The 18443-nt window shown below is 69.0% G+C and carries 17 protein-coding genes; 5 read left to right on the top strand and 12 right to left on the bottom strand.

Going from position 1 to position 18443, the window contains the following annotated elements:
- Window positions 1-352 precede the first annotated feature (352 nt).
- Entirely contained in the window at window positions 353-700 is a 348-nt protein-coding gene (locus IEY37_RS16130) for a hypothetical protein (protein ID WP_188943357.1), read from the bottom strand.
- A 617-nt stretch (window positions 701-1317) separates the two neighbouring features.
- On the opposite strand from IEY37_RS16130, the gene IEY37_RS16125 reads away from it, so the two are divergent.
- From IEY37_RS16125 to IEY37_RS16110, 4 genes are all read left to right on the top strand, one after another.
- Window positions 1318-1554: a hypothetical protein gene (locus tag IEY37_RS16125; RefSeq protein WP_188943355.1), complete on the top strand. Its 237-nt coding sequence runs from the start codon at window positions 1318-1320 to the stop codon at window positions 1552-1554.
- 1154 nt (window positions 1555-2708) lie between these two features.
- On the top strand, window positions 2709-3128 hold the full coding sequence (locus IEY37_RS16120) for an META domain-containing protein (RefSeq protein WP_188943353.1): 420 nt from the start codon (window positions 2709-2711) through the stop codon (window positions 3126-3128).
- A 194-nt stretch (window positions 3129-3322) separates the two neighbouring features.
- Window positions 3323-3946, top strand: a complete 624-nt coding sequence (locus IEY37_RS16115) for a hypothetical protein (RefSeq protein ID WP_188943351.1) — start codon at window positions 3323-3325, stop codon at window positions 3944-3946.
- Window positions 3947-4892: 946 nt separating this feature from the next.
- On the top strand, window positions 4893-5336 hold the full coding sequence (locus IEY37_RS16110; protein WP_188943350.1) for a hypothetical protein: 444 nt from the start codon (window positions 4893-4895) through the stop codon (window positions 5334-5336).
- Between the two features lie 822 nt (window positions 5337-6158).
- On the opposite strand, the gene IEY37_RS16105 is transcribed toward IEY37_RS16110, so the two are convergent.
- From IEY37_RS16105 to IEY37_RS16075, 8 genes are all read right to left on the bottom strand, one after another.
- Entirely contained in the window at window positions 6159-6557 is a 399-nt protein-coding gene (locus tag IEY37_RS16105) for a hypothetical protein (protein ID WP_188943348.1), read from the bottom strand.
- A gap of 424 nt (window positions 6558-6981) precedes the next feature.
- Window positions 6982-7416, bottom strand: coding sequence for a hypothetical protein (locus IEY37_RS16100; protein ID WP_188943345.1), 435 nt, complete (start codon window positions 7414-7416; stop codon window positions 6982-6984).
- 80 nt (window positions 7417-7496) lie between these two features.
- The gene (locus tag IEY37_RS16095) at window positions 7497-8030 is read right to left on the bottom strand and encodes a hypothetical protein (RefSeq protein WP_188943343.1); all 534 of its coding nucleotides are present in this window, start codon (window positions 8028-8030) and stop codon (window positions 7497-7499) included.
- Between the two features lie 354 nt (window positions 8031-8384).
- Window positions 8385-8876 carry a DUF4253 domain-containing protein gene (locus IEY37_RS16090; protein ID WP_188943341.1) on the bottom strand — a complete coding sequence of 164 codons (492 nt, stop codon included), beginning with the start codon at window positions 8874-8876 and terminating at the stop codon, window positions 8385-8387.
- Between the two features lie 120 nt (window positions 8877-8996).
- Window positions 8997-9119, bottom strand: a complete 123-nt coding sequence (locus IEY37_RS22580) for a hypothetical protein (protein ID WP_268238023.1) — start codon at window positions 9117-9119, stop codon at window positions 8997-8999.
- A gap of 296 nt (window positions 9120-9415) precedes the next feature.
- Window positions 9416-9640 (bottom strand): hypothetical protein, encoded by a 225-nt coding sequence (locus tag IEY37_RS16085; RefSeq protein ID WP_188943339.1) that lies wholly within the window; start codon window positions 9638-9640, stop codon window positions 9416-9418.
- A 164-nt stretch (window positions 9641-9804) separates the two neighbouring features.
- A complete protein-coding gene (locus IEY37_RS16080; protein WP_188943337.1) occupies window positions 9805-10170 on the bottom strand; it encodes a histone-like nucleoid-structuring protein Lsr2 in 366 nt (121 codons plus the stop codon).
- Between the two features lie 301 nt (window positions 10171-10471).
- Entirely contained in the window at window positions 10472-10966 is a 495-nt protein-coding gene (locus IEY37_RS16075) for a histone-like nucleoid-structuring protein Lsr2 (RefSeq protein ID WP_229674510.1), read from the bottom strand.
- Window positions 10967-11142: 176 nt separating this feature from the next.
- Here IEY37_RS16075 and IEY37_RS16070 point away from each other — a divergent pair, with 176 nt between their 5' ends.
- On the top strand, window positions 11143-11673 hold the full coding sequence (locus IEY37_RS16070; protein ID WP_188943335.1) for a hypothetical protein: 531 nt from the start codon (window positions 11143-11145) through the stop codon (window positions 11671-11673).
- Window positions 11674-12139: 466 nt separating this feature from the next.
- Here the strand turns inward: IEY37_RS16070 and IEY37_RS16065 are convergent, their stop codons facing one another.
- The 3 genes from IEY37_RS16065 to IEY37_RS16055 all read right to left on the bottom strand — a co-directional run bounded on the left by IEY37_RS16065 (window position 12140) and on the right by IEY37_RS16055 (window position 17177).
- Entirely contained in the window at window positions 12140-13990 is a 1851-nt protein-coding gene (locus IEY37_RS16065) for a helix-turn-helix domain-containing protein (RefSeq protein WP_188943333.1), read from the bottom strand.
- A gap of 743 nt (window positions 13991-14733) precedes the next feature.
- Complete coding sequence (locus tag IEY37_RS16060) at window positions 14734-15525, bottom strand: hypothetical protein (RefSeq protein ID WP_188943330.1); 792 nt, start codon at window positions 15523-15525, stop codon at window positions 14734-14736.
- A 1076-nt stretch (window positions 15526-16601) separates the two neighbouring features.
- A complete protein-coding gene (locus tag IEY37_RS16055) occupies window positions 16602-17177 on the bottom strand; it encodes a DinB family protein (protein ID WP_188943328.1) in 576 nt (191 codons plus the stop codon).
- Window positions 17178-18443 lie beyond the last annotated feature (1266 nt).

The raw sequence follows: 18443 nt of genomic DNA, 5'->3' as shown, positions 1-18443 counted from the left end.
AGACCTCGACCCTCAACCACGCAGCGACGCGCCCACCCGACTACACCCTCAACTGCGAAGAGCCACCTCACCCCGGTCGGCATGCACATCGAGTTCCTGAAGCACCAATACGTCAAGGTCAGCGACGATCCGCCGGCCCTGCGATGGGTCAAGCCACAGCCATAGCCCCGTTAGGAAGCACGAGCGCCGGGCTTCGCCTGATGGCGGAGTGCCTGCGACGCGGACCAAAAGCGCCGGACCACGGATACCTGACGGCCGTCGCCACGGAAGAGGTCCGCCGCTGGGCGGCCAGCCAGCTCGCCGCCCAGCCTTCCGTTGGCTGCGGTTCGCGGCCGTGATTTTGCCGACGCCCTTAGACCGTGCGTTGCCCGACCAGCTGACCCGCAGGATTGAAGGCTCGGACGTCCAGGTGTGTGCTGGGCACTGCAGGATCGATGAAAGCGTGCCATCCGTTGCCGAGTGACGCCGTGGAGTAGGGCTCGACGGTGAAGTCGATCGTGTAGAGGACGCGACGTCCGGAAGACACGGTGAGCTTGGCGACGTCGGGTCCGACGGCCCCCCACACACTTCCTTGAGTGTTGGCCGCATAGGGACCGGTGCCGGACGACTCCCGTTGGAGATAGCCCAGTGCGCCGGGGACGGGCAGCGCGAGGGACCGGGGTGTCTGCGCGCCGTTACCGCCTTGTGTCAGGCACAGCACGCCGCGTCCTGGACCGCCTCGGGCCAGGTAGACCGCCATCAGCGCGGGACCCGACGGACGGGCGGCTTGCGTGGGACTCCTCGTTCCTCCCGAGTAGCTGAAGATCAACGCGACCGTCGGGCTGGTCGGAGTGCCACATTCCTCCAGTGCATCTCCGGTGCTGGCGACGCTGGAAGGTGCGTCCCTGGTAGACGGGGGCTGCATTGAGGACCCCCGCGGCGATGATGTCGGCGCGATCGGCACGGCCGCGGCCACAGCCGTCACGGATGTGATGGCCGCGGTCGCCGACGTGGATTCGCCGCACGCGGCGGCGAAGGTACACGCCGCCATGACGGCAAGGGCGACAGCCACGATCGGCGATGTCGTGCGGTTGCGCCGGTGGTCGGAGGCACTCACGGCTCTGCTTCAATCACTGAACCCGTTCCAATCCGTGAGTTACCAGCCTGGCGTCACACCGGACAGACGGACAACCGTGCTGCGCCGTTGCACGAGACGTCAGCGTCTCCTGGCATCGCGCACGTCTGGCGCAGCAGCAGGTTGACCTGTCCCTCAAGCGCCGCTGACCGGCGCGTCAGGGCCGGCCGGTCGACCCGCCGGTTGACCTAGGATCCGGCGTCATGCCGCTCGAGACTCCTGAGGACTCCGCCCGAGCCACCCGCCGGGTCCAGCTGGGTTGCCTGGGTGTGCTGCTCGTTGCCATGGCAGCGTTCGCCGGTCTTGCCGTCTGGTCGCTGGTCTCCGGCCGAGGGATCGGGCTTCGCGGTTGGCTGTTCATCGTCTGCTTCCTGGCCGCCACCGCGGGGGTCGTCCGGGTTGCTCGCCGGTCTCGCCAACCGCGCGCCGACCGCACCTGAACCTCACCCCGCGAGGGCGATCAATGGGGCCGCCAGTCCAAATCAAGCCGACCTCAGCGCGGTACCGGTCAGCCCGGACGCCGCGGCACCTCGCATGCCCGACGGCTGCCCAAGCAACCGGTCGGCGGTCGACTTACGTTCGGCTGGAAGCGGGGAGCATTGGGTGCGACGAGTGGCGGGCATGGTCGTCGCCGGTCCGACCCGTCGGCGCCACGAGCAGAGGTAAGACAGCGGTCCGGGGCCTACTCGACAACTCACGTGGGTGCGCGGCTGTCGGGTCGGACACCGTCCGAGGTGCTGTCACAGGTGGTGTTCCGGGCGGTGTGGCCGCACCCGGGATGGGCGGCAGGTGTGCTGGATTGGCACGGACTTGCCGGCCGCCCCGCGGATAGGGCAACCGAGGTCGCGGCCCTGCACCGGGTGTCGGTGACGACGCTGCGGCACCGGATCCGGCTCAACGACGCCGTCGGCCGGCAGGTGCCGCTGTCGCCGACGCTGATAGCCGAGCTGAGTCGTCCGAGCGTGGCGGGGGAGGACGCGCTCGCCAGGACCCGCGTCGCCCACACTCTCGGCCTCGACATACGGGTGAAGCCCGCGCCTGTGGGCCCGCGGGGGCGGCGGTCGCCGGCGTCGACCTGCGCCCGTTCGGGCCTGTGTTCTCCCGGCCGTAGGTCCCCGCTCTCGCGGTCCACCGGGCACCGGTGACGGGCCCCGCCGGACCCGTGGTGCGGTCCGGAGTCGACCAACGACCTGATGGCGGCTCCTCGACGTGACCTCCGGCGATGAGCGTCGGCACGCTCGCCGCGTTGCGTAGAGCCTCCGACTCGGGATCGCTGCACGACGGTTTGCGGTCATCCTCGCTCGTGGATGCCTGGCCGCCGCAGCCCATACGGGCGCGTCGCCGGCTGGGTGGCCTCCAGCAGCCCTTTCCACCGGCCGTGCTTTTCGACCGCCTCGACAACTCCGGCAGGCTGCCCACTGGCCAGCCGAGGTCCCGAATCGGTGGGCGAGCTGTTGCGTTTTGTTGGCGTGCGGCGGCATCGTTGTCCGTTGTGGCCGCCGGACAGGACGCCCTGCGACGTGGGGGCGGATCAGGGCTGTCGGCCGGTCGGCGGCCGGGCCGGGTGTGGGTGGCTGGGGCGGCGGTGCTGGCTGTGGTCATCGTCGGTGCTGCGTGGGCGGTGCAGTGGCAGCAGCGGGTTGCGAACCAGGACCGGGTTGCGCAGCAACTGGTGGGCGTGCGCTGGCTTTTGACCGAGGTGTCCTCGGTGGGCCAGCACGCGCAGGTCCCCGCCGGCAAACGTCTGGGGCTGGAGCTTGACGCCGACGGCACAGTGGTCGTCTACAAGTGCGCCGCCACCACCGGGCAATGGCAGGCGACTAACGACGGCTTCGAGCTAATCGACCCGCAGACCATGAACATCGCCTGTCAGTCCCTGACACCGCAAACGCAACCATCCGTCGACGAAGCACTGCAGCACATCGCCGCAGCACCGGTCACAGCCACCAGACACGCGGACACGCTGACCGTCGACGCCGGCCCGTTCGTCCTCACGTTCGCCGCAACCCGGTGAGCTGCAGCCCACCGTCCCTCGCCCGCAGCGGTGCGCAACTGTCGGGTCGAACACCGTCCGAGGTTCTGTCGCAGGTGGTATTCCGGGCGGTGTGGCCGCATCCGCACTGGGCGGTGTCTGTGCTGGACTGGCATGGACTTACCGGCCATCGCGCCGACAAAGCATCGGAGGTAGCGGCTCGGCACCGGGTGTCGGTGACGACGCTGCGGCACCGGATTCGGCTCACCCAGGTGGTCGGCCGGCGGGTGCCGCTGTCGTCGGCGCTGATATCGGAGCTGACTCGTCCGAGCGTGGTGGGGGAGGACGCCCTCGCCAGGGTCCGCGTTGCCCACACGTTCGGCCTCGACATCCATGTGGAGCCGCAGCCGGTGGGACTGCGGGGGCGGCGGTCGCCGGCGGGGGCGTGGGCGGTGCGGACGGTGTGCAACGTGCTCGCCGCCGCCGGGCCGCAGCCACTCGATGTGCTGGTGGAGGCGGTGGCCCGCAGTCGGACGTTGATCCGGCCGGCGCCCAGCCCCGCCGAGCTGTACGAGCTGCTGGCGGGATCGGGCACGGTGCGACTCGGTCGGGGCAGGTTGTGGACTTTGGTGGTGCTGCGGCCGCCGATCCCGCCGCACGCTCGGCTGCTAGCCGCGATGGGCGACCGCGTGTACAGCTGGTCTGCCATGGTGCGGGTGTTGACCGAGCTGGGCTACGCGTCGGTGTCCGCGCGCGGCCGGATACTCGACCGGCATCCGCTGATCCGCCGGCTCGAGCGCAATCGCTACCAGCTCATCCTGCCGGTGGCGCAGGACCGGGCCTCCGCACACCACCGGTAGCCGTCTGCGGCTGGGGGCGGCTATGTCACCCTTCGGCGACCGGCACCGTCATCCGTCTGATGGGGGCGTGGCCGCCCAGTACGAACCCGACCGGCCGGACACCATCGACGCCGCCGCCATCACCCACATCACCGGCGGCGACTACCGGCTCCCAACGCCTGACGGCCCAGATCGGCCGACTCCGCGAACCCAACCACCGCGACGCCATCACCGCCGAACTCGCGAGCCGCCCGCCAAATCTCCGTCCTTGCCGAGTATCGGCTTACGCAGGTGATCATGCATCGATGCCGGCCTTGCAACGCTTCGTGCACCCGCGCCGTCCGCCCTTGGTGAGGTCCGAACGTTGCTGGCCGCCGGGTTGCTCGTCCTGTCCGGATGCTCGTCGGTGGCCGCTCCAGCAACGGGCGCGGGCGCGGCACCGGGCGGGTCTGCCGCGGACCGGGCCGCAACGTCCCTGGTGCCGCTGCCAACGGTGCCGACCGGACCGGCGAAGGACGCCCCGAGCACTCCCGCGTCGACCCGATCTCCCGACCGGTGGCGTCGCATTGCCAACGTCCGACTGGGACCCGCGATCCACGCGCATGTCGTCGATGACCGGCAACCTGGAGGGGCTGCTCACCCTGGATGCGCGCGGCTGCTCCACATCGGCGACGACGAGTTCTCCTCCGGCGTGAAACGGGCCGACCAGCGACGCTGGGGCCGCCAGCGGGTTGACCGTCACGACACCTGGCCACGGTGCAACGTCCGAATGCGGCTGAAAGGCTTACGTTGCTTCGCATCACCGTGGCTGCCGATGCTAGACAACCCAGCGACGATCCGCTCGGTGCCACGAAACCTCGCCGCGATCAGCGCACAGCGCGGACTACCCTCGCTGCGAGCACGCTGGCATGATCTGCCGATGTCTCTGTCTCCTCGGATACGTCCGCGGCGGCGGACCTTGCTCGTCGTGACCGGGGTGCTACTCGCGGTTGTGGTCGGCGCGGCGCTTCTGGCTTGGTGGGCCAGGCGGGCCGCGGATCAGAGCCGCGTGGAGCGGGACATCGTCGGTCCGCGGTGGACACTCACCGAGGTCATTGCCGGCGAGCGTCGCGCCATCGTGCACCCAAGCAACGGGATATCTCTCGAACTGCGCACCGACGGCATAGCGACCAGCACCGACTGCAGTTCGGACACCGGGCACTGGGAGGCCACAGCCGAAGGCTTCCGGATCGTCGACGCGACGAACAACCTGATCGCATGCGGGTACGTCAAGCCACCTCCGCCGCTCCCTGACTACGTTCACGACGCGGTGAACCAAGTGTCCACCCGGTCCGTCACCGCCCGGCGCGCAGACAACCGTCTCATCCTGGACACCGGCGACTACGTCCTGAGCTATCGAGAGCAACCTTGATCGCGCGGCCAGCCCCTCCCACTGGCGTTCACAGCGCTCATACCCGCTGACGGCTACTTCCGTCAGTCGGCGGCGTCGATCCGTGCGTCTTCGAGCTTCACAAACAATGTTGAACGTCAGTATGATGGTCGCGCAAGCGAGGAACAGGTACCCAGTTTTGAGGCCCGGGTGTTCTTCGATGTGGTTGTGGAACGCCAGCAAGCACGGGCCAACCAACACACAAAAGACGGCCGTACCCACCAGGCCCCAGCGATCCGCGGCCTTCCCGAACCGGGACCGAGGTCGCTTACCCCTGACCCCCTGCAGGCGCCACACCCGAGCAGCCGGCGCTACTACCGCCATGACGGCTCCGAATGCAGGTCGCGCCGCTGGCACTCGATGCACCGTGGTGTCCCCCTGTCTGGCGCTGAACTCCAGGCGGATGGGCCTGGGCTCGGTGTGGCTCGGCGCCGACCTGCCGCATGCGGTTCGTGAGCGGCTCGGCCAGCTAGGAGCGGAACGGTTATGACAATGGTCCAAGCTGACTGCCCGCGACACAGCTGTAGGCATGGTCCCTCGTCCACAAGCCCACCGCAGTGCATCGGGTTGGACGGTGCCGATGGCGGGGTCACCGTGGGTGCTCCCAGGTGTGGCGCTCGCTGGGGTACACACCGGGCAGCCGTCAGCACTTGAGTGACGGCACGGATTCTGTGTTGCACTGGTGCAGGCGGCGAGAGTTGGCCAGGCAGTGCTCCGCGTGAATGGGGGAGCTGACGCCGTGCGAGGTCATCTGCCAGAGCGAGGGTCGAGTCCGGCGGGCGTGCACCTGAACCGATAGATTTTTCAGTGACGGACGGGCCGGTGTTTGACGGCGTCAGGCGTGCTCCCGCGCGTGAAGAACCGGCCCCACCACCACGTCATCCCGAAGGCGAGGAACCCGCCGACGCCGGCTCTGTCGGTGGAATCCGCGGTCCTCGGTCCGATCAGCCACAGCAGCAGCCCCGCTGCAGCCAAGACCAGTACCAACACGGTCGCAATCCGCAGAGCTTTCGGCGGGGTCCGCCCAACCGGCTGCCGCCACTGCGGCCGCAACCACAGCCCGACCAGCGTGACAGCGGCGGCCGCACCGAGCACTCCCAAAGCGCCGGCAGCAAACACCTCACTGACGTGCCAACGCTCGCCGGGATTGGGCAGCTCCACTACGGTGATCCCACAGCAGGTCGTCAGACACAGCGCCGCCATCGAAGGGGTCCTGCCCATTAACCACCACGGATAGGACCGTGCCTTTCCTGTGTCACCCGGGCACCGTAGGTCTGGTTGATCACCGCCCGCAGTGGCTTCGTAATCGGTCACTCTGTCGGTGCTCGACCACCGGATCGTGGGACCGGACTCCCGCCGACCAGCGGCCCGTCGGCCGTCCGCTCCGACCAGTCGGACGCCGGTTGGTCGACGACCGGCCCGACTACCTGCGTGTCGCGTCGCAGACGCCCTTGAAGATCCGTCAGTCGACCCTGGGCTGGCGCCTCGGGCTGCAGCGTCAGCGGCTCAGCGGGTGCACGCAATGAGCACGCCCATCGGCGGGACACACTCTGGCGCGTCGTCGGATCCCTGGCCAGTCGGGGATGTCCGGGTGACGGGGCCGGTGTGTCGACGATCGACGTTGTCCTTACTGGGCGCTGAGCGCGTCCCTCAATCGGGACAGCTGCATGCGCGGATCCAAGGAGCGCTGGGCATGGATCAGGCGGGTCGCGACAAGCGGACCGGGCAGTTCGGCGAGCAACCACCAGGGCGACTGGCGAAATGCGGCGACGATGGGCGCCGCGAGCAGGACGGCGAGCACGATGGGGACGATGATCTGGTCGGACCGATAGGACTTGGCAGCTCGTTCCAGGCGGTTTACCGCAACCGTGTCCACAGCGCGTACGCCCGAGGGCTGCGCCGTCCGGCAGGTGCGCGCCACCTGCACCCGTTCATCGGCGTTGAGGCGGTAGTAGTCGCGGTCGGTCGCCCACCCCACCGTCGGGCCGATCAGCGCCACAATCAAGAAGTTCCCGGACCACTGACCACGAAGGGCCACCTCCATCGCCGAGACCAGGGGCACGATAAGGATCGCGCCGTGGAGGAAGTGTGCCCATGCGGGCCAGGACGGCGCCGGCCGCCACCATCGCGATGCCGAGGCGGTCAGGCGCGGCACGGCCGGTACAGCCCGTACGTGTCGAAGGTCGAGTCCTTCAGTTCCGGCAGATCGGGAACGGCGGCCGACGGCGGCGCCGATTGGGTGGCGGGTGCGCCGGTCGATCGGAGAGCTGCAATGTCGCGTTGGGCGAAGATGTTGGGTAGCCACTGCCCGCGGTAGGCGTCGAAGCCTTGATCGAACGGCATGTTCCACCCGCCGGGGCAGGCCACCACGATCCAGGCGGACGCGTCGCCGGGCCAGTTGGCGGTGTAGGACACCACTGTCAGGTCTTTGCCGCCGTAGCGGTCCAACAGCTCCCGTATTCCGGCCATCGTGCCTCCCGGTACTTGGTCGGTGCCGGGGTAGTTGTGCGCGACGAGCCACACGGCGTCACGGTCGTGCACGGCTTGGACGAAGCCGGCCACTGCCGCCTTGTACTGATCGGTGTAGCTGCCGTCCTGGGTGTACGCACGCAGCGGATCGGCCGAACACCCGGACACCACCAGGCCGAGGGCCGCGACCAAGGCGGCGGCGATCACGCGTCTCACACCATCCCCTGAACCGTCGACCCGCCGTACAGAACGCTGCACGCCGCAGCATGCAGCACCACGACCGATCCTCAACGGACACTTGGTGAGGACCAGCCACCCGGGTGAATGCGGATCAACGCCGCGCGAGCGACCCGGTTGTTTCGGCGACGTATGGCGACCGACGGTCGGTTCCGGCAGCTGTGGCGCTGCGCTGGCGATTTGACGCAGCGGTGTGATCGTCCGGTGCTGAGCTCGACTCGGCCGGCCAGTGGCAGCTGCGGCCAGCGGCCCGTTGACGGCCAGGACATCTGCCCAGTCGTGGTGGATCGGGACGTTGCTGCTGTCTGGGGCGGACAGGGCGGCTTATGGGGGCGGAAGTCCGTGGTTTCCGGGGGGTAAGGGGCGGTCGTGGAGGAACCAGAAGTGGGTGTGCATGAGTGCGGTGGCCAGGGTCGCGTTGCGGTATCTCGAGGCTGCCGCCGATGGTGAGCAGTTGTCCTGCGAGTTTGATGGCTTCGTCGGTGCTGGTGGGTGGGTTGCGACGAACTGCAGCGTGGTGCCCCACGAGGCGACGAGCTCGGCACCGTAGCGGTCAGACCATTGGTGGACGGTGGCGATGAAGGCGCTTTCGCGGGTGCTTTCTGGGGCGGCGTCCCATCCGTGAACGCCGAAGTAGGACGCCTGCGCTGCTGCGCGCCAGGTCTTGTCGGTGGGTAGTAACAGCAGTGCGCACGGTTGGCCGGTGGGCTCGAGCCACAGCGTTTCGCGGTCGAGCCAGGTTTCGTCCTCGGGTTCTGGCAGGCCGCCGCTGGCGGCTACCCGGCGGTCGAAGCGCAGTCGTTCCGCGCTGACCATGCTGGCGTGTACCGCTGTTAGCGTTTGCAGGTCCTGCGAGGTGAGCAGGGGGTCCTGGTCGACGATCAGTTGGAGGAAGTCTTGATCGAGTGGGTCTTCAGCCCAGCGGTTGAAGCAGGCTCACGGATCGACCGTTTCGGCGGCGGCCAGGTCCGCGGCGATGCCCTCGTCGTCCGGGTCGCCGGCGTATGCCAGGTCCAGCCAGCCTGGATCGCCGGGTCGGTCGAACGAGGTGACCAGCATCGGCCATCGTCCGCTGCGGTCGAGGACGGATCGTCCAGCTTGCCAGGCGGGCCAGGTCGCCTCAGCCGAGCAGTGCACGGACAACGTCCGTGCAGTGGCGTGCACGACTTGTCGACCGCCCAGTACCGTGCGGTCCAGCAGGCGTGCCAGGGTTGTCGCGTGGACCGGGTGAATGGCCACGACTGGACTGCTTGTCCGTGCACGGCAACTGGTCGCCAGCTCGCAATCAGATCGAGTCGCGCCTCGGGTGGCGGGCGTCGGGCCGTGAACGGGCCGGCGCACTCCCCGTCAGAGGGTCAGCCGGTCTTGGTGGACAGGGCGACGAGGGCGCCGGCGAGGGCGAAGTACTTGTTGGATCCCAGGTCGGCCAGCGTGCGGATCCCGAAGGTTTCGGCAAGGACTTGGTCGTGCCGTTCGGTCAGGCCGGCCAGCGCCGAGGGCGGCGCTGCTAGTAGCTGATCGAGGTCCTTGTCTTCCCAGGCCTTGTCCAGTGCCTTGGCCAGGTTCACCGATACCGCCATCGCAGCCACCCTTCTTCGCCCTTGCATCGGGCGCTTCGTCGTCACCACCGTCGAGGTGGTCGTGGTGGGCAACGTACTGGCTGGTTGGTCGAGGCGTGCCCTTTCGCGGGCGACAGGCTGGTGGCGTGCCGCTTGACTGGTCCCGGTGTGTGGCTCTGCGGGGGCTACTCGGCTGCGGTGGGGGTGGTGGGGTGGGCGTCGTCGAAGGCCGTGAGGACGTCGTTGGACAGGCGGCCGCGGGGCGAGACTGGGTAGCCGTTGCGGTTGGCCCATTCGCGGATGGCGTGCAGCTGTTCGCGGGAGCGGCTGCCGGAGGTGCCGACGCGGTTGCGGGCGGGTCGCCCAGCGGGGCCGGGGAGTCGACGGGCGTGGGTCAGGTAGGGGTCCAGCTCCTTGCGAAGCAGCTGTTGATTGCCCTTGCTGAGGTCGATCTCGTAGTCGCGGCCGTCGAGGGCGAAGCGGACGGTGGCGACGTCGTCGGTGGCGCCGTCGAGATCGTCGACCAGGTGGGTGTGGGTGACTGCTGCCATGCCGTCAGACGGTAGTGACCACGCTGGCAGCATTTCGGCGTACACGCCGGCCTAGGGCGCCGGTGTTGATCACAGCGGGGCGTGGTTGGTCCACGCGGGGCTGCTGTTCGTCGACATTTGGGCGGGGAGGCGCTGGCGGCTGATAGGTGGCTCCGACGGTGCGGCGGCTGGGGGCAACACCGTGCGTGCGGCCTGTCTTGTGACGGTGTGGTCCGGCTCGGTGGCCGATCCGTAGGCGGGCGTGTGTGCCGGCGCGGCGGCCGACGGCGAGCACCTGGTGGTGCCCGCCGCGGCCTGCGGTTTAGTCGGCGGCGTGTGCGGCCAGGTATTGGTCGCGGATGTGGGCGGGGATGCGGCCGCGGGCGGCGAGCTGGTGGCCATTGTCGGCGGCCCAGGTGCGGATGGCCACGAGTTCGGCTTTGTCGGTGCGGACGGCGGCGGCGCGGTTGCGGGCGGCGGCGCTGCGGGGGCGGGAGGTTGCCGGGAGTCGGCGGGCGTGGTCGACGAATTCGGCCATGGCCTTGCGCAGTGCTTTGGCGTTGCGGGAGCTGAGGTCGATTTCGAAGTCGGTGCCGTCGAGGGCGAAGCGAATGGTTTCGGCGGCCTTGCTGCCGTCGATGTCGTCGGTGGTTGTGGTGGTGACTTGGGATGCCGCGGGGTGTGCTCCTGTGCAAGGTGAGCGGGTGGGGTGATGAGCAATCCAAACGCTTTCGCCGGTCGGCCGACGGTGGCCGAAGCGATTGGTTCGTAGTCTATCCGCAGTTGGCCGTGCAGGGAGCCCGTCGCTACTCGACACCTCGAGAGCCGTTGCAGTGCGGGCAAAAATGTACCGATTCCGTGCGCATCAGTTCGGTGGGACGGCACGGGTGTGGTCTGGGCTGGCCGGGGTTCTGGCTTGGTGGCCGAGCGTCTGCCGCCGGCGCGGATTGCGCTGACGGGTCGGTGCGTCGGCATGGTGGGTAGTGTTGCGATATGGAGGGTCTGGGTTGTCCGGCGGTTTCGGCGTTTCCGATGATGTGGGCGCGTTGGGTGGCCGGGCAGGTGGCGGCGGCGGTTGCGTATGAGCTGGTGTCGCCGCGTCGACGCCCGGCCCCGCATCTGTCGAATTTACCGATTCGTCTGCGCGCCGGCGAGGGCGTCACGGTGTTGCAGGCGCTGATCGCCGATTTGGATTCATTGTCCGCGCCGGATTGGTCCCGCGAGCAGCGGGTTGATGCCCTCACCTGCGCTGTGTTGTGCGATCCAACGGTCGAGGTGATGGAGCCTGACCTGGCGACGTTGCTGTCGTGGCAGATCGCCCGCTACGAGCCGGCCGCTGGCGGCACGGACGACGGCGACGGTGACTGGGACTTGCAGTTGGATACGCGGTCGTTGGCTGAGTTCGTCGTTGCCTCGGGGTTGGTGGCGCCGGCCTGGAGTCAGCGATCGGCCCGGCCCGGTCGCAGTCGTGCCGCGCGGCGCGCATGCGCGGACGGCCAGCTGGCGCTGCCGCTGGCGTTTTGACGGCCGACCGACGCCTCAGACGGCGCCGTTGCGGGCAGGTGCCGGTTGGTGTGCCGGTCGGTGTACCGGCGCCCGTGGCGGTTGATGTTGTAGTGGTGCGGCAGGTGACGTAGCGCTGTCCCGTGGCGTACCCGAGGAGGGTTTGGACTTGGGTAGGTGCTGTCGATCCGGCGGCCGGGGCCGTCGTGGAGTTGGGATGGGATACCGCTGGGACGGCATGGGTTGATGGTCGGAGCGAGCTGCGCGACTAGTTGTGCGCGGATCTCGTACCGTCCATGGACGCCAGCCTGGCTTCGTCTACATGCCTGGGGTGACGGTCGGACAGCAGACGCGCGCCGAGCCGCGACCAGCCATGCGCGAGGGAAGCGGCTGCTGCGCCCTCCAAGTTCGCCTCAGGGTCGGATTCGTTGGTGTGGGCGGGTGTGGCAGAGCTGCGGGCGGTGGCTCCGCGGTGGGGTGCGACTGGTTATGCGTGGGTGTGGGTGGCGATGGGGTGGGCGCCGAGTTGTTGTTCGAGCAGGTCGAGCAGGGTCTGGTGCTGGTCGGGTGGTTCGGGTGGGGGTGGCCAGTCGTCGTCGAGGGGCGGTAGCAGCGGGGTGCCGGGGGTGTGGCCGGCTCGTCGGGTGAGGGCGTAGGCGGCGCGGTAGGCGGCGCGTTCGGTGCGGTGGCGGTCGATGAGGTCGCGGACGGCGTCGAGGCAGCCGAACTGTTCGGCGAGCAGGACCAGGCTGGTCCCGGCGACGATGTGCCAGCGGCCGTGTCGCTGTTGGATCAGGTTCCACGCGGCGAGGGTCTGTAGGGCGGTGTGGGTGGCGCTGCGGGATAGACCGGTGCGGTGCAGCAGGTCGAAGCTGCGGACCGGTTCGCGGGTGTGTTCGAGGGCTTCATAGACGGTGGCGGCGGTGTGGCCGAGTTCGCGGAACACGGGTCGGAGGGCGTGCAGGCGGCCGGCGGGCCAGCTGGTGCGGTGGGCCCGCTGGGTGGCTTCGTCGGGGATGCGCAAGGTGTAGAGGTCGGCGGCGAGGCCGCGGTCGTCTTCGATGAGGTCGAGGAACGGGTCGTCTTCGCTGCGCAGGGTGCGGAGGTGGGCGGCGACGGTGGTGTGGTCGAGGCCGGTGGCGATGGACAGGCTGCGGACTCCGAAGGCGATGTAGCGGCTGCCGCTTTTGTGGGCTGCTTCCCCGAGGGCCCGTAGGACCCAGCGGAGGGCGACTGCGGAGCGTCCGGTGTAGCGGCGGTGCTCGAGTAGCTGCAGTGCGGTCCACCAACTGCGGATCCATTGATATTCGGCGGCGGTGCCGCGGCGCTGCTGGATGCTGTCATCGATGTGTCGGTGATCTTGAACAGTGGGTGAAGCGTGCCCCCCGTGTGTAGGTGGCTGGCTTGTGGGGGAGTTACGGACAACGTTCTGGGCTCGGTGGGTGTGCTGGTTGGCGGTGACCCAGGCGAGGGCATTGCGCCAGTCGGCGAGGAGGGCTTTGCGGCGGGTGTGGGGGTTGCGGTAGCGGGTGTAGAAGCTGGCGAGGCCGGGCCAGTGGCCGCCGTCGATGCGGGCCAGCAGTTGGGGGAGGGTGTGGCCGGCCCAGACGGCGGCGGAGAGGACGGCTTGGCGGGCTTCGGAGGGGGAGCGGTAGCGGACCGGGTTGTACTGGCCGGTGGTGGCGATGGCCAGGTAGTCGGCGGGTAGGTCGCGGGGTCCGCCGCGCCGCGGCCGATGCCCGAGCTCGGTGCCGGAGCTGGCGCTGCCGGTGCCGTCGGGGCTGTGGGCTGCGTCGTTGGCCGGCTGGGTGTGTAGGGCGGCGAGTTCGGCGGCTAGGGCGTGGCGGAGGTTGTTGATGACGGCGGCGGGGTTGCGGGTGCGCGCGATGGCGTATGCGCGGGACAGGGGGGTGTCCAGGCGTTGGTGGCCGCCGCGGGGGTGGGGTGAGCCTGGGGGGCGGATGAGCCCGTCGGTGAGGTTTTGGTTGGGGGCGGGGTCCATGGTGGGGGTGCGGGCGGCCAGGGCGAGGGCGAGGTCGCGGGCGTCGTGGAAGCCGAGGGGTTGTTGCAGGGGTAGGTAGAGGTGCACGCCGCCGGTGGGGCTGTGGTCTTGGATGAGTTGGCCGCCGGCGCCGGTGATCAGCGCAGTGAGGGCGGCGGTGTCGCGGTGGACGGCGTCGGGGCCGCCGCGGCTGGTGTCGAGGTCGATGACCAGGGTGCGGGTGTCTCCGACGCCGCTGTAGAGGGGGATGGCGGCGGGGACGGCGGGTCGCCGGTCGGTGAGGGGTCGTTCCCAGCGGCGCAGGTAGGTGTGGCCGCCGCTGCGGGATTCGCGCACGCGGGGTCGCCCGGCGAGCAGCGGCGCCAGCGCAGCCCAGGCTTGGTCGGCGGGGCTGGCGGCGGCACGCGACGCGCCGGGTTGTGCGCCCGGATGCTCTTGGGGCGCGACAAGGTATGCGTTAGCATCGGAGCTGTCTGACACGACAGGCCCTTCGGGGTCAGACCGGGTTGCCAGCGCCAACTGGTCCGGTCGTTCTCTTCAGCGGAGCCCGCCCCGCCAAAGGCGGGCTTCGTTGTGTATGCAGTTGTGTCGGCGCCGGTCGGCGCGCTAGCTGCAGGTCACCGGCGGCTCCTGGTGGTGGGTGCAGGTCGCCGCGGGCGTCGGCCCGGCGGCACGCTTGACCGGCGGGTGCGCATAGGTGGTCGCACCGGCGGTGGTCACGGGAGCCGGCTGGGGGCGCGAGTGCGCATACGCGGCCGCGGACCGGGCTGCTGGGTAGGCCGGCGCGGCCGGGTGGGGCTGGGTGCGCATGGCTGGTCGCGCTGCCAGGTCGGCGGGTGTGCGGTGGTGGGCGGCGCTGCGGCTGGGCGGTGGAGGACACGCCGTGCCGTGGCCGCGCGCATATCCCGTCGCGGGTGCGCTCATTGGGTACAGTTCTCCTCGTAGTTCAGTTGTTCCGCGAAGCCCCGCACCCAAATCGCCGGCCAAAGTGACTTGGGGTGTGGGGCTTCGTCTTGTCCGGGGCCGGGTGGCTCCGGGGTGCCCGGGCCGGTCAGTGGGGTGCTGGCCGGCGTGCTGGGCTAGCTGGCGACGTCGTAGAGGGTCTCCTGCGGCTTGTCGATGCTGGGGTCGGACAGTTCACGTTCCAGGGCGGCGGTCAGTAGGGCTCTCTTGGAGATGCCGCGTTCGGCGGCGGCCCGGTCGAACTGCGCATACAGCTCGGGGGTGAGCTTGATGTGCACGCCGACGGCTTCTTTCATGCTGCCGCGGCTGGCTCGTTCAGGAACGCTCATGCTGTACATGTAGTGCCCTGCGCCGCCGGGGGGTGGGAGGTCGCGGTCCGACACGCCGGTGTCGGTGTCGGTGTGGCCGGTGCCGGGGTGGTTGCTGGACAAGGGCTGGCCGGTGCCGTCGACAGGTGGGGTGCGCTCTGTCCGGGTGGGTGGGGTGGGGGTGCGCGACCGGACATGCGCACCGGCACTGCCGGCGTTGTCGGGGTTGTCGACGGTGACGGCCAGGACGGCGTGGGCGGTGCTGGTGCGGACGTCGGCGCGCTGGTGCTCGGGTGGGGTGGGTCGAAGGATCCGGCGGAGGGTGGTCACGTGCACGCCGGAGGCGGCTGCGATGTGGTCGAGGGTGAGGCCGGTGGCGAACAGCTGCTCGAGGTGGGCGTTGACGGGTGCGCTATCGGTGGTCGGGTGCCAGCGGCCTGCGGCGATGGCGCGGGCTCGGGTTTGGCCGTAGCGGCGGTTGGCGGTTCGGCAGGGCTGGCATCGACAGCGGTCGGCCAGGTAGGCGGCGCGGGTGCCGTGGCGGTGTGGCTGCCCGGAGTGGTGGCAGTCGCGCGGGGTGGTGTCGTGCGAGCTGTTCATGACGGTCCTTCCTCGCTCGAGCCGACCTGTACTGCTAGTGCACTGTACTGATGGCGCAGTGCTTAGGGTGAGGCTGTGGATGGCCCGCCGCCGGTGGTTGCGATGGCGGAGTTGGTGCAGTTGCTCGGCGTCTCCAAGACGCGGGTGGTGCAGCTGATCGCGCGGCCTGACTTTCCTGCGCCGGTCGCGGAGCTCAGCGTTGGTCGGATTTGGCGGTACTCCGATGTGCTGGACTACTGCGAGCGGACGGGTCGGTCGGTGCGGCCGGTGAAGCGTGCCGCTGACCGTGAGGCTCACGCATAGCTGGTCGCGGGCCGGTGTGCTCCTTCCTCTTGCTGCGGGCTGCACCTAATACAGGTCGCTGGAAACGCCAAATGTGGACACCCTGAGCGCACAAATTTCGGCAGCTGCGTTGGTGCGACCCGGGACGGCGGTGGGACGCGGGCGCACGCGTCCGGATGAGGGCGTGGTGCCGATCACGGATTGTGACTGTCCGCGCGTTGGCGTGGATGCGCCGCTTGGGTGGGTGCTGGCCCCTCAATCGACGGCAGTAGTCACCGTCTTGCAATTTCCACGTGACGTGATCGTGACGAACCGTTTGAATTCGCCGCCGGACGCGCATCCGCCCGGAGTGGTCGGGGGCCAGCGGGCGTACAGGTCGAACCCGTCAGCGCTCGCCGCCGGCCGAACCGTGGCCTCGTACCCGCGAGCCGTCCACGGCTTGAGGCTGCGGCGACCAGGGTGTTCCTGGCCAGCACGGGCGACTGCCCGGGGCGGGTCTGCAGCTGGGCGTTGAAGTACAGATCGGCGGTTATCGCGCGGCCGCGGCTCGATGATGGTGCGCCCTCCACTCGAGTGTCATGGCAGGGCCTCCCTCCGGGCCCTCGGGGCGGTCGCTCATTAGCCCGTCCCGCCACCCCGGGAACAAACTGCAGCGGGCGCAGCTCACCCGGCGTCTCGCGACACGCGAGTTGACGTCTGGCACGATTCGGCGAGGCGACGTCGACGGGTTGACTCACCGTTTGAAGCTCGTCGCCGTCCCGAACTCTCACCCGCTCGAAGGACACCCGGCGGCGTCAGTGCGAAAGCTTGGATCTTGCCGTAGTGGTAATGAATTGTCGGATCTGCATGGCGTGGGCCGTCGTATGTCCGATCAGACTGGTCACGAGCCAGGCATAGGGTTGGCCTGCGTAGCGATGGGCGGCCGGCAGGAGCGTGGCGGCCTTGACGTCGGTCATCGCATCGAACGTGGACTGGACTCGCCGCCGACACTCGTCGATGTATGAGGCAATCTCCGCCTTTGACCAGCCGACGCGCAGACTGGCGAACGTCTTCCAGTGTGGGTTGCCGGCGAACGGGGGCGGCGGTGTCCACGTTCGCAGCTCGCCGTTCAAGTCGTAATCGAGGACCTCCAAGGCGTGCCAGGCCACGCTCCAGGGCTGCGCCCAACGCTGGATGCGTATGTCTTTCTCGGTAGGATCAGTGATGACGCCGCCGCCGCCGTCGTTGACCGGCCCGACAATTTCGTGGGCCTCGACTCGCCACATGGAAGCACACCAGAGGTCGTCCGGGCACTTCTGCACCGCGTCGCTCAACAGGTCGACGGCTTCGCTCAGGCTACGTCGGGTGCTCTCCATCCACACCGTCGTCACGGGCGTCGACGCTACCGCTAAATGCTGCCCGATGACCGGCATCGTGTCGCTGGGCTGCCGCGCCAGCAGCGCTTTCCGCTGACCTTTGCACCACCGATGACCGATGCTTACCGAGCCTGGTTTGCCTTCGGAGTTCCACCGCTAAAGGCCCGGGTCGGGGGGACTCGCCGGGCTGTAGACGCGTCGAGTGCCCGTGGACGATCGCGGTTGCTGCAGGATCTCACTCCGGTCTCCAAGTTCTGTAAGACAACGGTCGGTGGATGGTCGGATTCGGCCGTGGAGGTCGTGCTGCTCCCACGACTTGGCCCACCCCAACGCACACTGCTCGCGACGGCCGACGTGGACGCCACCCCGTAAGGTTCGTCCGTCCAACCCATCGACGCCGACTTCTACGAGCGCGGCTGCAGGCGCTGCCCGACGACCCCAACCAACCCGGGCACGGCCAGCGCCGTCAACCACCACTCGCAGAGTGGCGATAAGCCACGAACGCACACGGCCGGACAGGCACGGCTGTACATCCATACCTTGAAGTGAACGATCGCTGAGAAGACCGACCAACCCGACACTCCCGTCGACGCGTCGGCACCTGCGGCGACCTGGACGGGACCGGGGGTAAAACGGGGCTGTGATTCAGGTCACTCGTTGCTGGCAGGTCATGTGCAGACCGTCAACCGAGACCTTGCTGACGAGCAGGGCGGCGCGTCACCCGGTTGGGCTGTGGCAACGAACGGCTGCCGCCGTTGGCGACAGCCCGACGCTCGACCTGGCTAACGCTGCAGCGATCGACAGATCAGGTTTGAGTTCGCATTCCGGCGTGCGAGGAGCCGGCGCTCGTGGCGGGCAGGTTCCGCCCTGGGCCCGAACGGCGCCGTCTGAGCGACGCGGCGAGGCTCCTACGGGTGCTGCGCCAGGGCGGTGGGCTACGGCCGTGCCATTGCACGTCGGGCGCTCGGCAATGGATCAGGTGACGGATGCCTTCGTTGCGAGGGCCGCCGTTCAGAGGAGTAACCACGGGGTCAACGCACGGTCTGTAACTGACGGCAGGCATACGTGTGAGCACGAGTTTGAGTGTGGTCGCGGTACGGGTTGACGTGGGCACGGTGAGTGGATGACGCTCGCCCGGTTGGGGCGCGGATGTGGGTGTCCGAGGTGATGCAAGGAGTTGGTTCGTGCGGGCTTGGAGGGTCTTGGCGGCTTCGATCGTCGCTGCCCTGCTTGTTGCGACCGGCTGCCAGGGCGGTGCGGGCGTCACTACGCAGTCCATAC

The sequence above is a fragment of the Nakamurella endophytica genome, assembly GCF_014646215.1.
Lineage (GTDB): Bacteria > Actinomycetota > Actinomycetes > Mycobacteriales > Nakamurellaceae > Nakamurella > Nakamurella endophytica.
Note: the sequence above shows the minus strand (reverse complement) of the source record. Positions and strands in the feature narration are given on the sequence as shown.

Coding starts and splice junctions, on each gene's coding strand:
- IEY37_RS16070 (WP_188943335.1), top strand. CDS start 11,143: ATGGAGGGTCTGGGTTGTCCGGCGGTTTCGGCGTTTCCGATGATGTGG.
- IEY37_RS16060 (WP_188943330.1), bottom strand. CDS start 15,525: ATGAACAGCTCGCACGACACCACCCCGCGCGACTGCCACCACTCCGGG.
- IEY37_RS16090 (WP_188943341.1), bottom strand. CDS start 8,876: ATGGTCAGCGCGGAACGACTGCGCTTCGACCGCCGGGTAGCCGCCAGC.
- IEY37_RS16085 (WP_188943339.1), bottom strand. CDS start 9,640: ATGGCGGTATCGGTGAACCTGGCCAAGGCACTGGACAAGGCCTGGGAA.
- IEY37_RS16125 (WP_188943355.1), top strand. CDS start 1,318: ATGCCGCTCGAGACTCCTGAGGACTCCGCCCGAGCCACCCGCCGGGTC.
- IEY37_RS22580 (WP_268238023.1), bottom strand. CDS start 9,119: ATGCTGGTCACCTCGTTCGACCGACCCGGCGATCCAGGCTGGCTGGAC.
- IEY37_RS16080 (WP_188943337.1), bottom strand. CDS start 10,170: ATGGCAGCAGTCACCCACACCCACCTGGTCGACGATCTCGACGGCGCC.
- IEY37_RS16105 (WP_188943348.1), bottom strand. CDS start 6,557: ATGGCGGCGCTGTGTCTGACGACCTGCTGTGGGATCACCGTAGTGGAG.